Below are 13,627 nucleotides of genomic sequence, written 5' to 3'. Positions count from 1 at the left end.
GAGGCCCGCTACTCCACGCCGATGAGCAGCAGCGCGCCCTGCCGGCCGCCCCGGTACACGACCGTGTCCACCGCGAGGTACGACTCCCGGACGCACGCCTCGAGGTGGGTGGCGATGGTCTCGGGGGCGTCGTCGCCCAGCACGAGGGTGACCATCTCGCCGCCGGCCGACAGCATGCGGTTCAGGACGGTCTCGGCGGTGGCCGTCAGCTCGGAGCCGATGACGGCGACGTCGCCGTCGATGAGCCCGAGGATGTCGCCGGCCTGGCAGATGCCCGCCATGGTCCAGGACTGGCGCTCCGCGACGGCGACTTCGGCGTAGCGGGTCGCGCCGGCCGCCGAGGTCATGGCGACGACGTCCTCGTCGAAACGGCGGTCCGGCTCGTGGACGGCGAGTGCCGCGATGCCCTGCACCGCGGACCGGGTCGGGATCAGCGCGACGCGGACGCCCTCCGTGCGGGCCTGCTCGGCCGCGGCGGCCGCGGTGTGGCGCAGCTCCGCGTCGTTGGGCAGCAGCACCACCTCCAGCGCGTGGGCCCGCCGTACCGCCTCGACGAGCTCGCCGCTGGCCGGCGGCTCCCCCGGCCGTGCGAGCACGGTGGTGGCCCCGGCCTCCGCGTACAGGCCCGCCAGGCCCTCGCCGGGCACGACCGCCACGACGGCCCGCTGCGCGCGCTCCCGTGGAGGGCGTCCGGCCCCGGCGCCTCCCGTGTGGACGTCGCCCAGCCCGAAGTGGGTGATGCGGATCCGGTACGGCCGACCCGCCTCGATGCCCGCCTCCACGGCAGCGCCCGCGTCGTCGACGTGCACATGGACGTTCCACAGGCCGTCGCCGCCGACCACGACGAGGGAGTCCCCCAGCCCGTCGAGCCGCGTCCGCAGCCGGGCGACGGCCGCGTCCTCGGCCTCCAGCAGGTAGATCACCTCGAAGGCGGGTCCGCCCGCGTCCGGCGTCGCGTCCGCGCAGACCTCGTGCGGGGCCTCCGGGTCGGCTGCCCCGTCGTCCGCGCGTGCGGGGAGGGCGTCCCGCGCGACCTGTTCCGCGACGGTCCGCGCCGCCTCCGCGTCCTCCCCCGGTGCCGGCTCGGTCCGCGTCGCCAGGACGGGTATCGCCGCTCCGGCCGGCGGCTCTCCGGTGAACGTCTCGACCAGGGCCGCCAGGACGGCCAGCAGTCCGCGCCCGCCCGCGTCCACCACGCCCGCGCGCTCCAGCACGGCCAGCTGCCCGGGGGTGGCCGCCAGCGCCTCCCGGGCGGCCCCGTACGCGGCCCTCGCGACCGTCCCGCAGTCGCCCTCGGCTTCGGCGGCCGCGTCGGCGGCGGCCGCGGCGACGGTGAGGACCGTGCCCTCGACGGGGTGGGCGACGGCCTCGCGGGCGGAGTCGGAGGCATGCCGCAGCGCGAGGCGCAGTCCCCGCCCGTCGGTGTGAGAGCGGTCACGGTCGGCGGCGAGCACCTGCGCCATCCCGCGGAGCAGCTGGGCGAGGATCGTCCCGGAGTTGCCCCGGGCCCCGATCAGCGCCCCGTGCGCCATGGCCCGTACCGCCTCGGCCAGGCTGGGCCGCCCTGCCGGGTCCGCGACGCCGGCGGTGGCCGCGTCCCCGGCCGAGAGGGGCCTGCCGGTCGCGGACATCGCGTCGTGCCCGGCGAAGACGGCCTCGACCGCCGTGGCGGCCGACTCCATCGTCAGATAGAGGTTCGTCCCGGTGTCACCGTCGGCCACGGGATAGACATTGATGGCGTCGATCTCCTCGCGGGCCCGCCCCAGCGCCTCCAGCGCGAGACCGCACCAGGTGCGCACCGCGGATGCGTCCAATGTCTGCGGCACCTGCGGCACCTGCGCCTCCTTGAGCTGCCGGACGTGGGACGCAGCGTAGACCCAGGACGGGTCCCCGGCGGAAGAGGGCCCTGCCGAGGCCGGGGAGGGGCGTCGCGCGGCCATGGTAGTTTCGTTGTACGGACGCAGTCGTTGTATGCTGCTCCGGTTGCCCGATCCGATCGGGCCTTCCCCCTGGCACCGCCACTCAGATCCTAGATCTTGATCCCGGCATGCCGGGATCCACCGTAAGAGCATCTGAAGTCTTTGGAGTGACCCGTGGCTGCCAACTGCGACGTCTGCGGCAAGGGGCCGGGCTTCGGCAACAACATCTCGCACTCGCACCGCCGTACGTCCCGTCGCTGGAACCCGAACATCCAGCGCGTCCGTACCGTGGTGGGCGGGACGCCGAAGCGCGTGAACGCTTGCACCTCGTGCATCAAGGCCGGCAAGGTCTCGCGCTGACGCATCTTCCCCACGCTCCGGCCCTGCCGGGGCAGGGGGAACCCCAGTCGCGCGCGGCCACTGCTGGTTCGCTGCTCAGAGCCGGTCCACTTCCGAGTGGGCCGGCTTTTTGCCGTCCCCACGCGCGGGGGCGCCGCCGGGAGTGCCGCGGTGCTCACCGCCCCCTCGGTGAGCACCGCCTCCCCGTCACGACTCGATGTCCCCGAAGTGGTCCCAGCCGCCCTTGTTCGTCCAGGGCGCTCCGTCGACCGTCACCTGGGGCAGCGCCGACGGGTTGAGCACCTCGCCGATCACCTTCCAGCGGGCGGGCAGCTTCACGTCCGGCGGGAAGGTCGCCACGATGGCGTGGTCCTCGCCCCCGGTGAGCACCCACTGGATCGGGTCGACGCCCACGGCCTGCCCGATGTCGTTCATCTGCGAGGGAACGTCGATGTCCCCGGAGCGGACGTCGATGCGCACCTTGCTCGCCTCCGCGATGTGCCCGAGGTCGGCGATCAGCCCGTCGCTGACGTCCGTCATCGAGGTCGCGCCCAGCCCGGCCGCCGCGGGACCCGCGTGGTACGGCGGCTCGGGGCGCCGGTGGGCCTCCACGAACGCGCGCGGCGACCGGAAGCCGCGGGAGAGCACCGCGAAGCCGGCCGCCGACCAGCCCAGCCAGCCCGTCACGGCGACCACGTCACCGGGCTGCGCACCGGCCCGGGTCACCGGCTCGTGGTTGCGCAGGTCGCCGAGCGCGGTGATCGCCACGGTGATCGTGTCGCCCCGTACGACATCGCCGCCGACCACGGCCGCACCCGCGACCTGGCATTCGTCACGCAGCCCGTCCATCAGCTCGGAGGGCCAAGTGGCGGGCAGTTCGGCCGGGACGACGAGACCGAGCAGCAGAGCCGTCGGTACCGCGCCCATCGCGGCGATGTCCGCGAGGTTCTGCGCGGCCGCCTTGCGTCCCACGTCGTACGCCGTGGACCAGTCGCGGCGGAAGTGCCGCCCCTCCAGGAGGATGTCGGTGCTCGCCACGACCCTGCGGTCGGGCGCGGCGACGACGGCCGCGTCGTCGCCCGGACCGACCCGGACCGCCGGGGTGGTGGTAAGCCGCGACGTGAGCTCTCTGATGAGCCCGAACTCCCCCAACTCGCCCACGGTGCCCTTCATCGTCGTACTGCTCCCTCTGCCGCGACCGGTGCCCGGTCGCGAGCCGTCTCTGTACTCGGTACGGTCGATGTGACCGTCAACTTGTGCAGTCCGTACACCCCGGCGCGCAAGCCCCAGGCCCCGCGGGTCTCCCCGTGGCGAGCGGCGACGCGATACCGTGGCGTTCCTTTTCCCCACATGATCCTCGTGGCCGCCCTGGAGGTTCCGTGGTACAGGCGTACATCCTGATCCAGACGGAGGTCGGCAAGGCGTCGACCGTCGCCGAATCGATCAGCAAGATCCCGGGGGTGATCCAGGCCGAGGACGTGACGGGACCGTACGACGTGATCGTGCGCGCCCAGGCCGACACCGTCGACGAGCTGGGCCGCATGGTGGTCGCCAAGGTCCAGCAAGTGGATGGCATCACCCGAACCCTGACCTGCCCGGTCGTGCACCTGTAGCCCCCGTCTACCCTTGGCCGGTGAACATCTCCCGTCACCGGCTCAACGCTTCCCCCGGGCTGTCCGTGCTCGCCCTGTTGATCGCCGCCACTGGCTGCTCCTCAGCAGACGACAGCGCCGCCGCCGCGGTTCCCAGCCCGGACGCGAAGGTCACCGAGTTGTGCCGGAACCTGGACAAGGTGCTGCCGAAGCGGGTGGACGGTCTGGAGCGTAGGGATCCCGAGCCCCGGTCCGCGTTGACCGCGGGCTGGGGAGGCCCGGCGATCATACTGCGCTGCGGTGTCGGGCGACCCGCCGAGATGCTCGATCCGAAGTCGTCGTCCACCGTGGTGAACGGAGTGGGCTGGCTGGTGCAGGAGCAGGACGACGGTTCGTACGTCTTCACGTCGAGCCTGCGCAGGGCCTACGTCGAGGTGCGGCTCAGCACGCAGCAGTCCAAGAAGGGCGCGGGAGCACTCGTCGACCTCGCCGAGCCCGTCAAGAAGGCGATCCCCGAAGGGATCGCCGACTGACGTACGGGGGGACGGTCAGCGCAGTCCGGTCGGCCGCCGCAGCGCCGCCCCGATGAGCAGGTCCACGAGCTCCGCGTAGCCGATGCCGCTCGCCTCCCACATCTTCGGGTACATCGAGATCGGCGTGAAGCCGGGCATGGTGTTGACCTCGTTGATCACGAACTCCCCGTCCTCGGTGAGGAAGAAGTCCGCCCGCACCAGGCCCTCGCACGCCACGGCCTCGAAGGCGTCGACGGCGAGCCGCTGGACGTCGGCGGTCTCCTCGGGCGTCAGCGGGGCCGGCACGATGCCGGGCGTGGAGTCGATGTACTTGGCCTCGAAGTCGTAGTACGCGTGCGACTGCGCCGGCGGGATCTCGGCCGGCAGGCTGGCCCGCGGCCCGTCCTCGAACTCCAGGACGCCGCACTCGATCTCGCGGCCGCGCAGCAGCGCCTCCACGAGGATCTTCGGGTCGTGGCGCCGGGCCTCCTCGATCGCCTCGTCCAGACCGGCGAGGCCGTCGACCTTGGTGATGCCGATCGAGGAACCCGCACGGGCCGGCTTCACGAACAGCGGCCAGCCGTGCTCACCGGCGAAGTCGATGATCTTCTTGCGGGCGGCGGCGCGGTCGTTGTCCCACTCCCGAGGCCGGATCACCACGTACGGGCCGACCTTGAGCCCGAAGGAGGTGAACACCCGCTTCATGTACTCCTTGTCCTGGCCGACGGCCGAGGCGAGCACACCGGCGCCGACGTAGGGGACTCCGGAGAGCTCCAGGAGGCCCTGCAGCGTGCCGTCCTCGCCGTACGGGCCGTGCAGCACGGGGAAGACGACGTCGACCTCGCCGAGCGCCTTGGGGACGGAACCCGGTTCGCTGTAGACGACTTCGCGGTTGGCGGGGTCGACGGGGAGCACCACGCCGCCCTCGCCGGTCTCGGCCAGCTGGTCGACATTGGGCTGGCGCCGGTCGACGATCGCCATCCGTTCCGGCTCGTCCGCCGTGAGCGCCCAACGGCCGTCCTGGGTGATGCCGATCGGGAGGACGTCGTACTTGGTCCGGTCGATGGCGCGCAGGACGGCGCCGGCCGTGACCACGGAGATCCCGTGTTCGGAGCTGCGACCGCCGAAGACGACGGCCACACGCGGCTTGCGAGGCGGCTGCCCGGGGCTCTGGGGGAGGTTCTCGGTGCTCATATCGCGTTGAGAGTACCCGGTGGTAGGCGGTGAGTCAGCGCCCCACGGCGGCGTTGCCCGACACCGTCCGGCGGCCGTCGCTCAGCGTCGTGCCGGTGACAGCGGAGCGTCGCCCCGGGAGCCGTCCGGGGACCGTCAGCGCCGCTCCGGCTTGGCGCTGCGCGACATCAGTTCCTTGAGCGCGACGACCGGCGCCTTGCCCTCGTGGACGATGCCGACGACCGTCTCGGTGATGGGCATGTCGACGCCGTGCCGGCGGGCCAGATCCAGCACCGACTCGCAGGACTTGACGCCCTCGGCGGTCTGCCGGGTGACCGCGATGGTCTCCTGCAGGGTCATGCCCTTGCCCAGGTTGGTGCCGAAGGTGTGGTTGCGCGACAGCGGCGAGGAGCAGGTGGCCACCAGGTCGCCCAGGCCCGCGAGTCCGGAGAAGGTGAACGGGTCGGCGCCCATGGCGAGGCCGAGCCGGGTGGTCTCCGCGAGGCCGCGGGTGATCAGCGAGCCCTTGGCGTTGTCGCCGAGTCCCATGCCGTCCGCGATGCCGACGGCGAGGCCGATCACGTTCTTGACGGCGCCGCCGAGTTCACTGCCGACCACGTCGGTGATGGTGTACGGGCGGAAGTAGGGCGTGTGGCAGGCGGTCTGCAGACGGCGGGCGACGGCTTCGGAGCGGCAGGCCACCACCGAGGCGGCCGGCATGCGCGCGGCGATCTCCCGGGCGAGGTTGGGTCCGGTGACCACGGCGATCCGGTCCTCGCCCACCTTGGCGACGTCCTCGATCACCTCGCTCATCCGCATCGCGGAGCCGAGTTCGACGCCCTTCATGAGGGAGACGAGGACGGTGTCCGGTGCGAGCAGCGGCGCCCAGGCGGCGAGGTTGCCGCGCAGGGTCTGCGAAGGCACGGCGAGCACCGTGAAGTCGGCGCCGTCCGCGGCTTCGGCGGCGTCCGTGGTGGCCCGCAGGTTCTCCGGGAGTTCGACGCCCGGCAGGTAGTCCGGGTTCGTACGGGTGGAGTTGACCGCTTCGGCGAGATCGGCGCGGCGCCCCCACAGGGTGACGTCGCACCCCGCGTCGGCGAGCACCATGCCGAAGGCCGTGCCCCACGATCCGGTCCCGAAGACGGCCGCCTTGACCGGCTTGCTCACGCGCCTTGCCCCTCTTCCTGCTGTGCTCTGGACTTGGCCGCGGCCCTGCGGCGCTGTTCGATGCGCACCTGGCGCGGGTCGTAGGGCGTCTCGGGCGCCTTCTCGCCGCGGATCTCCTCGAGCAGTGCGGTGACGGCGGCCATGATGACCTCGGTGGCCTCCTTGAGGAGGTCGGGGGTCATGTCCTTGCCGTAGAAACGCGAGAGGTCCACCGGCGGTCCGGCCAGCACCCGGTGGGTCTTGCGGGGAAGGATGTCGGGCTTCTTCGCGTACGGCGCCAGCAGTTCGTTGGCGCCCCACTGGGCGACCGGGATCACCGGGCACTTGGTCTGCAGGGCGACTCGCGCGGCGCCGGTCTTGCCGGTCATCGGCCAGCCGTCGGGGTCACGCGTGAGCGTTCCCTCGGGGTAGAAGGCGACGCACTCGCCGCGCTCCACAGCCTCGATCGCGGCCCGGAAGGCGCTCAGCGCGTCGGTGCTCTCGCGGTAGACGGGGATCTGTCCGGTGCCGCGCATCGCGGCACCGACGAAGCCCTTGCGGAAAAGCGCGGCCTTCGCGAGGAATCGAGGAACCCGTCCGGTGTTGTACTGGAAGTGCGCGTAGGCGAACGGGTCCACGTGCGAATTGTGGTTCACCGCGGTGATAAATCCACCCTCGGCCGGAATGTTCTCCATTCCACGCCAGTCCCGCTTGATCAGAACCACCAGTGGCGGTTTGCACAGGACCGCTGCGAAGCGGTACCAGAAGCCGATTCTGCGGCGGGACACGCGGACACCTTCCTCTAGGGCCTGGGGGCCCGCACAAGTGTCACCCGGGGCCGCCGGTCTGTCGAGAACACCGTACGCCCCGGTCGCGGGCCCGCCCCGGGGCGCGGGTCACAATGGGCGCGACAAGAGGGGACGGAACGCTCGTGCAGTGGACCTTGGTGATACCGCTGAAAACCCTGGCAAGGGCCAAGAGCAGGCTGTCGGACACCGCAGGGGACGTGCTGCGCCCGGGTCTCGCGCTCGCCTTCGCCCAGGACACCGTGGCGGCCGCGCTGGCCTGTGCCGCGGTGGGGGATGTGGCGGTCGTCACGGACGATCCCCTGGCCGGACGCGAGCTGGCCCTGCTCGGGGCCCGTATTGTCCCCGACGAACCCGCGGGCGGCCTGAACGCGGCCCTCGGGCACGCGGCCGCGGTCGTGCGTTCCCGAAGTCCCGACAGCGCGGTGGCCGCACTCAACGCCGATCTCCCCGCGCTGCGTCCCGCCGAATTGGAACGGGTACTCGACGCCGCCGCCGAATTCCCCCGTGCATTTCTCGCCGATGCCGCGGCAATCGGCACCACTCTCCTGGCCGCGGCGCCGGGCCGGGAATTGCTGCCCGCCTTCGGTACCGCCTCCCGGGCGCGCCACCGCTCCTCGGGTGCCGTGGAGCTGGGCCTCGACGCGGTGGAGTCGGTGCGTCAGGACGTGGACACCGGCGACGACCTGCGGGCGGCGCTGGCACTGGGTGTGGGCGCCCGTACGGCCGCGGCGGCGGCCCGGCTGCTGATCCCGGACCGGCCCGCCGGGCTCCCGGGCCCGCTGATCCCCTGACCCCGCACCGCAGGTCGCGGGTCGCCCCGGCCGGCGGCGGCGCCCGGTGCGGTACGGGTTCGGGAAGTGCAGGTGCGGTGCAGGCCCTAGGCTTCCCTCATGCAGGCGACCGCGTACACGTACGACCCCGAGACCCGCAGCGGCCAGGTGCTGCTCGACGACGGCACCCCGATGCCCTTCGACGCACCGGCGTTCGACGCGGGCGCCCTGCGGCTGCTGCGCCCGGGACAGCGGGTGCGCATCGACGTCGAGGGCGAGGGCGGGTCCCGCCGGATCACGCTCGTCACGCTGCACACCTTCTGACCGCGCGCCGACCGCCCGCGCACACGCCGCGGGCCGGGCTCCCGGTGGGAGCCCGGCCCGGCGCGTGAGGTGCCCTGCGCCCCTGCTACCTGCGGGCGGTGGCCTTCTTGGCGGTGGTCTTGCGCGCCGTCGACTTCTTGGCGGGAGCCTTCTTGGCCGTCGCCTTCTTGGCCGGGGCCTTCTTGGCGGCGGTCTTCTTCGCGGCGCCCGTCGTCTTCTTGGCGGTGGTCTTCTTCGCGGCGCCCGTGGCCTTCTTGGCGGTGGTCTTCTTCGCCGTGGTCTTCTTCGCCGTGGCGGTGGTCTTCTTCGCCGCCGTCGCCGTCGTCTTCTTGGCGGTGGTCTTCTTCGCGGCGCCCGTGGCCTTCTTGGCGGTGGTCTTCTTGGCCGCGGCCTTCTTGACCGTCGCGGAAGCCCCGCCGGACAGGCTGCCCTTGGGCGCCTTCTTGACCGAGACCTCGCCACCGCGCGGCAGCTTCTTGGAGCCGCTCACCAGGTCCTTGAAGCCCTGACCGGCGCGGAAGCGCGGCACCGAGGTCTTCTTGACCCGAACGCGCTCCCCCGTCTGCGGGTTGCGGGCGTAGCGAGCCGGGCGGTCGACCTTCTCGAACGAACCGAAGCCGGTGACCGAGACCCTTTCCCCGCTGACGACCGCACGGACGACCGCGTCCAGTACGGCGTCGACCGCGTCAGCGGCCTGCTGACGCCCGCCGACCTTGTCCGCAATCGCTTCTACGAGCTGCGCCTTGTTCACGTCTTCCCCTTCGGAGACATTGCCCGAACGAAAGTGTCCAGGCGTTTTCGCACGTTAGGCAGATATATACCGCAAATCAAACACGAAACGGGCTAATCACCCTTGTGCCGCAACGAACTCGGGCTGTCGCGGAGTTCCTCAGCGTTCCTCTTCCGGAAATCGACCCTCGTCGAGGTCCGCCATGAACCGCTCCAGACGCCTTGTCGCATCGGCGAGATCGTGCTTGGCCGCGGCCGTAATGACCAGCAGCTTCCGGGTCAGCGCCATCCGTACGCCCTCCGGGACTTGCAGTGCGCGCACTTGTGTGTGCGCTTCCTTGAGTTGGGCCGCGACCGCCGTATAGAGCTCGAGTTGGCCGTCGTGTTCCATGCACAGATTGTGCCATCTGGGGCGAGTTGTCGCCTGCGCAGGGGGCAACTGCGGCCTGTGGCGGCCTCCCGAACACCCCGCCGCAGCGCGGGTTCCAGGATCGCGTACCCCGTCAACCACCGCCGTAACGTGGGAAGTTGGCAGCTCACAAGGGTGCCGTCGCAGCGGATCGGGTCCGGACACGGCTGTACCCCCAACCGTCCACGATTGGGGGTACAGAGGGGTGTTGCGGGTGGCCGAAACCAGTCTTGTGTCAGCCGTTCATCCGGTCCACGGGGTCAGACCTGGAGCGTCTTCGGCTTGTACGAGGGCCGCTTCGCCTCGTAGGTGGCGATGTCGCCCTCGTTCTGCAGGGTGATGGAGATGTCGTCCAGGCCGTTCAGCAGCCGCCAGCGGGCGTTCTCGTCGAGCTCGAAGGCGGCGGTGATGCCCTCGGCGCGCACCTCGCGGGCCTCCAGGTCGACCGTGATCTCGGCCGTGGGGTCCTTCTCGGCGAGGTCCTGCAGCGCGTCCACGATCTTCTGGTCGAGCACCACGGTGAGCAGGCCGTTCTTCAGCGAGTTGCCCCGGAAGATGTCGGCGAAGCGGGACGAGATCACGGCCTTGAAGCCGTAGTTCTGCAGGGCCCAGACGGCGTGCTCGCGCGAGGAGCCGGTGCCGAAGTCGGGTCCGGCGACCAGCACCGTGGCGCCGTCCCGCTCGGGCTGGTTGAGGATGAACGACGGGTCCTTGCGCCAGGCCTCGAACAGCCCGTCCTCGAAACCGTCCCTGGTCACCTTCTTGAGCCAGTGGGCGGGGATGATCTGGTCGGTGTCGACGTTGCTGCGGCGCAGCGGAACGGCCCGGCCGGTGTGCGTGGTGAATGCTTCCATGACGTCTCAGACTCCAGCGGGCGTACGGGCGGCAGGCGCGTCGGACAGGTCGGCCGGGGAGGCCAGATGGCCCAGCACGGCGGTGGCGGCGGCGACCTGCGGCGAGACCAGATGCGTACGGCCGCCCTTGCCCTGCCTGCCTTCGAAGTTGCGGTTGGAGGTGGACGCGGAGCGCTCACCGGGGGCCAGCTGGTCGGGGTTCATGCCCAGGCACATCGAGCAGCCCGCGTGCCGCCATTCGGCGCCGGCCTCCTTGAAGACCACGTCCAGGCCCTCGGAGACGGCCTGCAGGCCGACCCGGGCGGAGCCGGGGACGATCAGCATCCGTACGCCGTCGGCGACTTTGCGGCCCTCGACGATCGCCGCGGCGGCGCGCAGGTCCTCGATGCGGCCGTTGGTGCAGGAACCTACGAAGACCGTGTCCACCTTGATGTCGCGCAGCGGCTGGCCGGCGGTCAACCCCATGTACTCCAGGGCCTTTTCGGCGGCGACGCGCTCCGAAGCGTCCTCGTACGAAGCCGGATCGGGGACGGCCGCCGAAAGGGGTGCTCCCTGGCCCGGGTTGGTGCCCCAGGTGACGAACGGCGCCAGCGAGGCGGCGTCGATGACGACCTCGGCGTCGAATTCCGCGTCCGCGTCCGACTTCAGGGTCTTCCAATACGCCACGGCGGCGTCCCAGTCCTCGCCCTGGGGGGCGTGGTCGCGGCCCTCGAGGTACGCGAAGGTGGTCTCGTCGGGGGCGATCATGCCGGCGCGGGCGCCGGCCTCGATCGACATGTTGCAGATGGTCATCCGGGCTTCCATCGAGAGCTTCTCGATGGCCGAGCCGCGGTATTCCAGGATGTAGCCCTGGCCGCCGCCGGTGCCGATCCGGGCGATGATCGCCAGGATCAGGTCCTTGGCCGTGACGTCCTCGGGCAGCTCGCCGTCGACCGTGATGGCCATGGTCTTCGGGCGGGCCAGCGGCAGCGTCTGGGTGGCCAGCACGTGCTCGACCTGCGAGGTGCCGATGCCGAAGGCCAGCGCGCCGAAGGCGCCGTGCGTGGAGGTGTGGGAGTCGCCGCAGACCACGGTGGTGCCCGGCTGGGTCAGGCCCAGCTGCGGTCCCACCACGTGGACGACGCCCTGCTCCACGTCGCCCAGCGAGTGCAGCCGGACGCCGAACTCGGCGCAGTTCTTGCGCAGCGTCTCCAGCTGGGCCCGGGAGACCGGGTCCGCGATGGGCTTGTCGATGTCGAGGGTCGGGGTGTTGTGATCCTCGGTGGCGATGGTGAGGTCGAGACGGCGCACGGGGCGGCCGGCCTGACGGAGTCCGTCGAAGGCCTGCGGGCTGGTCACCTCGTGCAGGAGGTGCAGATCGATGAAGAGGAGGTCGGGCTCGCCCTCGGCGCGCCGGACGACATGGTCGTCCCAGACCTTCTCCGCGAGTGTCCTACCCATCGCTTTCCCTCCGGCCGGTCAGTGTGGCGCCGGCCCAACTAGAGATCTCCGGGGCGGCAACGTGCGTACCCCTCGTACCGGACGTCTGCCACCGGGCCCGTTGGTCTGCGGGCCGCTGTGTCTACAAGGGTGGCGCGTTCCACGGAAAATTGAACTTGCGTTTCACAGAGTGAGACGCGAGTATCGTTTCATGGACAACAGTAGCGGCGTAGGAGTTCTGGACAAGGCAGCCCTTGTCCTGAGCGCCCTGGAGTCCGGTCCGGCCACCCTCGCAGGGCTGGTCGCGGCGACCGGGCTGGCACGACCCACGGCACATCGGCTTGCCGTGGCACTTGAACACCACCGCATGGTGGCGCGCGACATGCAGGGCCGTTTCATCCTCGGCCCGCGGCTCGCCGAGCTGGCCGCGGCCGCGGGCGAGGACCGCCTGCTCGCGACGGCCGGCCCGGTGCTCACGCATCTGCGCGACATCACGGGCGAGAGCGCGCAGCTCTATCGCCGGCAGGGCGACATGCGCATCTGCGTCGCCGCGGCCGAGCGCCTCTCGGGCCTCAGGGACACCGTCCCGGTCGGTTCGACGCTCACCATGAAGGCGGGCTCGTCGGCCCAGATCCTGATGGCGTGGGAGGAGCCCGAGCGGCTGCACCGCGGCCTTCAGGGCGCCCGCTTCACGGCGACGGCCCTGTCGGGCGTCCGGCGCCGGGGCTGGGCCCAGTCGATCGGCGAGCGGGAGCCGGGCGTCGCGTCGGTGTCGGCGCCCGTCCGCGGTCCGTCGAACCGCGTGGTCGCCGCCGTCTCGGTCTCCGGACCGATCGAGCGGCTGACCCGCCACCCGGGGCGGATGCACGCCCAGGCGGTCATCGACGCCGCCGGACGCCTCTCCGAGGCCCTGCGCCGCACGGGCTGACCCGAACCGGGGGCGGGCCGGCCTCAACGCCGCGGCAGGCCCTCCCCCACTCAGGCACCCCGTTCCCCGGGACCGCGACCGGCCGAGGCCTCCGCCGCCCGCGGCTCACCGGCCCCCCGCTCTTCCGGCCCGCGCTCCCCCGCCGCCTCCGGCTCACCGGCCCCCGCCGCCCCGCCCCGGGCCGCCTCGGGCGTCTCCGCACCGGACGACCGGTGCGCGAACCGGTCGGCCGCCCGCCGCCCCCGCTTCTCCAGCGGCAGGACACCGTGCGCCGCCCCGAGGCCGAAGGACGGCATGTCGACGTAGATCGACTCGTACGACCCCTCGGGCACCACATAGGCCTCGTGCCAGAGCCCCACGTGCTGGCGCACCTTGCCCGCCCGCTCCTTGCGGTTGATGATCGTCCACGCCCGGTGGTGGAACATGTCGGGCGCCGCGGCGTAGGCGTAGAGCTTCTCCTTGGACTCCCAGTACTGGACCACGTAGTACGTCCGCGGGGAGGCGGTCAGCAGGACGTGGCCCAGCAGCCCCCGGCTCCGGTCACGGGCCAGCTCCCGCAGCATGCGGGGCATCGCCAGCAGTACCGGCAGCCAGTGGTGCACCGCCCGGAAGTGGTTGATCCGCATGCCGATCAGCAGGACGACCACGTCCCCCTCGGTGGCTGCGGTGACCCGGCCCGCGATCGGCTTGGCGAACATGAAGCC

15 protein-coding genes and 1 pseudogene are annotated in these 13,627 nt (G+C 71.7%); 6 read left to right on the top strand and 10 right to left on the bottom strand.

What is annotated here, in order from left to right; all coding sequences use genetic code 11:
- Positions 1-8 precede the first annotated feature (8 nt).
- Positions 9-1,835: a DAK2 domain-containing protein gene (locus ACZ4NT_RS27265; RefSeq protein ID WP_467728117.1), complete on the bottom strand. Its 1,827-nt coding sequence runs from the start codon at positions 1,833-1,835 to the stop codon at positions 9-11.
- Positions 1,836-2,093: 258 nt separating this feature from the next.
- Here ACZ4NT_RS27265 and rpmB point away from each other — a divergent pair, with 258 nt between their 5' ends.
- Positions 2,094-2,279: a 50S ribosomal protein L28 gene (rpmB, locus tag ACZ4NT_RS27260; protein WP_003993230.1), complete on the top strand. Its 186-nt coding sequence runs from the start codon at positions 2,094-2,096 to the stop codon at positions 2,277-2,279.
- Between the two features lie 186 nt (positions 2,280-2,465).
- Here the strand turns inward: rpmB and ACZ4NT_RS27255 are convergent, their stop codons facing one another.
- The gene (locus ACZ4NT_RS27255; RefSeq protein WP_121406179.1) at positions 2,466-3,431 is read right to left on the bottom strand and encodes a thiamine-phosphate kinase; all 966 of its coding nucleotides are present in this window, start codon (positions 3,429-3,431) and stop codon (positions 2,466-2,468) included.
- A 206-nt stretch (positions 3,432-3,637) separates the two neighbouring features.
- On the opposite strand from ACZ4NT_RS27255, the gene ACZ4NT_RS27250 reads away from it, so the two are divergent.
- Entirely contained in the window at positions 3,638-3,871 is a 234-nt protein-coding gene (locus ACZ4NT_RS27250) for an Lrp/AsnC family transcriptional regulator (protein ID WP_121406178.1), read from the top strand.
- A 20-nt stretch (positions 3,872-3,891) separates the two neighbouring features.
- Positions 3,892-4,383 (top strand): DUF3515 domain-containing protein, encoded by a 492-nt coding sequence (locus tag ACZ4NT_RS27245; protein WP_121406177.1) that lies wholly within the window; start codon positions 3,892-3,894, stop codon positions 4,381-4,383.
- Positions 4,384-4,398: 15 nt separating this feature from the next.
- Here the strand turns inward: ACZ4NT_RS27245 and ACZ4NT_RS27240 are convergent, their stop codons facing one another.
- The 3 genes from ACZ4NT_RS27240 to ACZ4NT_RS27230 form a co-directional block, all read right to left on the bottom strand.
- Positions 4,399-5,556 carry a D-alanine--D-alanine ligase family protein gene (locus ACZ4NT_RS27240; protein WP_121406176.1) on the bottom strand — a complete coding sequence of 386 codons (1,158 nt, stop codon included), beginning with the start codon at positions 5,554-5,556 and terminating at the stop codon, positions 4,399-4,401.
- 135 nt (positions 5,557-5,691) lie between these two features.
- On the bottom strand, positions 5,692-6,702 hold the full coding sequence (locus tag ACZ4NT_RS27235; RefSeq protein ID WP_121406175.1) for an NAD(P)H-dependent glycerol-3-phosphate dehydrogenase: 1,011 nt from the start codon (positions 6,700-6,702) through the stop codon (positions 5,692-5,694).
- Positions 6,699-7,469, bottom strand: a complete 771-nt coding sequence (locus ACZ4NT_RS27230) for a lysophospholipid acyltransferase family protein (protein WP_121406174.1) — start codon at positions 7,467-7,469, stop codon at positions 6,699-6,701. Before ACZ4NT_RS27230 ends, ACZ4NT_RS27235 begins: the two co-directional genes overlap by 4 nt.
- Before the next feature lie 143 nt (positions 7,470-7,612).
- Between ACZ4NT_RS27230 and cofC the strand changes: the two genes are divergently transcribed.
- Together cofC and ACZ4NT_RS27220 are read left to right on the top strand one after the other, a co-directional pair.
- A complete protein-coding gene (gene cofC / locus ACZ4NT_RS27225; RefSeq protein ID WP_121406173.1) occupies positions 7,613-8,281 on the top strand; it encodes a 2-phospho-L-lactate guanylyltransferase in 669 nt (222 codons plus the stop codon).
- A gap of 99 nt (positions 8,282-8,380) precedes the next feature.
- Positions 8,381-8,584, top strand: a complete 204-nt coding sequence (locus ACZ4NT_RS27220; RefSeq protein WP_121406172.1) for a hypothetical protein — start codon at positions 8,381-8,383, stop codon at positions 8,582-8,584.
- Positions 8,585-8,669: 85 nt separating this feature from the next.
- Here the strand turns inward: ACZ4NT_RS27220 and ACZ4NT_RS27215 are convergent, their stop codons facing one another.
- From ACZ4NT_RS27215 to leuC, 4 genes are all read right to left on the bottom strand, one after another.
- Positions 8,670-9,335 carry an HU family DNA-binding protein gene (locus ACZ4NT_RS27215; protein ID WP_121406171.1) on the bottom strand — a complete coding sequence of 222 codons (666 nt, stop codon included), beginning with the start codon at positions 9,333-9,335 and terminating at the stop codon, positions 8,670-8,672.
- Positions 9,336-9,473: 138 nt separating this feature from the next.
- Positions 9,474-9,704: an SCO5555 family protein gene (locus ACZ4NT_RS27210; RefSeq protein ID WP_121406170.1), complete on the bottom strand. Its 231-nt coding sequence runs from the start codon at positions 9,702-9,704 to the stop codon at positions 9,474-9,476.
- 278 nt (positions 9,705-9,982) lie between these two features.
- Entirely contained in the window at positions 9,983-10,576 is a 594-nt protein-coding gene (gene leuD, locus ACZ4NT_RS27205; RefSeq protein WP_121406169.1) for a 3-isopropylmalate dehydratase small subunit, read from the bottom strand.
- A gap of 6 nt (positions 10,577-10,582) precedes the next feature.
- Positions 10,583-12,016, bottom strand: a complete 1,434-nt coding sequence (gene leuC / locus ACZ4NT_RS27200; RefSeq protein ID WP_121406168.1) for a 3-isopropylmalate dehydratase large subunit — start codon at positions 12,014-12,016, stop codon at positions 10,583-10,585.
- Between the two features lie 190 nt (positions 12,017-12,206).
- Between leuC and ndgR the strand changes: the two genes are divergently transcribed.
- A complete protein-coding gene (gene ndgR, locus ACZ4NT_RS27195; protein ID WP_028806673.1) occupies positions 12,207-12,923 on the top strand; it encodes an IclR family transcriptional regulator NdgR in 717 nt (238 codons plus the stop codon).
- Positions 12,924-13,126: 203 nt separating this feature from the next.
- Here ndgR and ACZ4NT_RS27190 read toward each other — a convergent pair.
- Positions 13,127-13,621, bottom strand: a pseudogene (locus ACZ4NT_RS27190) (DUF4188 domain-containing protein); the annotation flags it as partial.
- Positions 13,622-13,627: the final 6 nt, after the last annotated feature.

Source organism: Streptomyces sp. NPDC026417 (assembly GCF_055567695.1).
The sequence above is the reverse complement of the archived record's forward strand: the minus strand, read 5'-3'. Positions and strand labels throughout refer to the sequence as shown.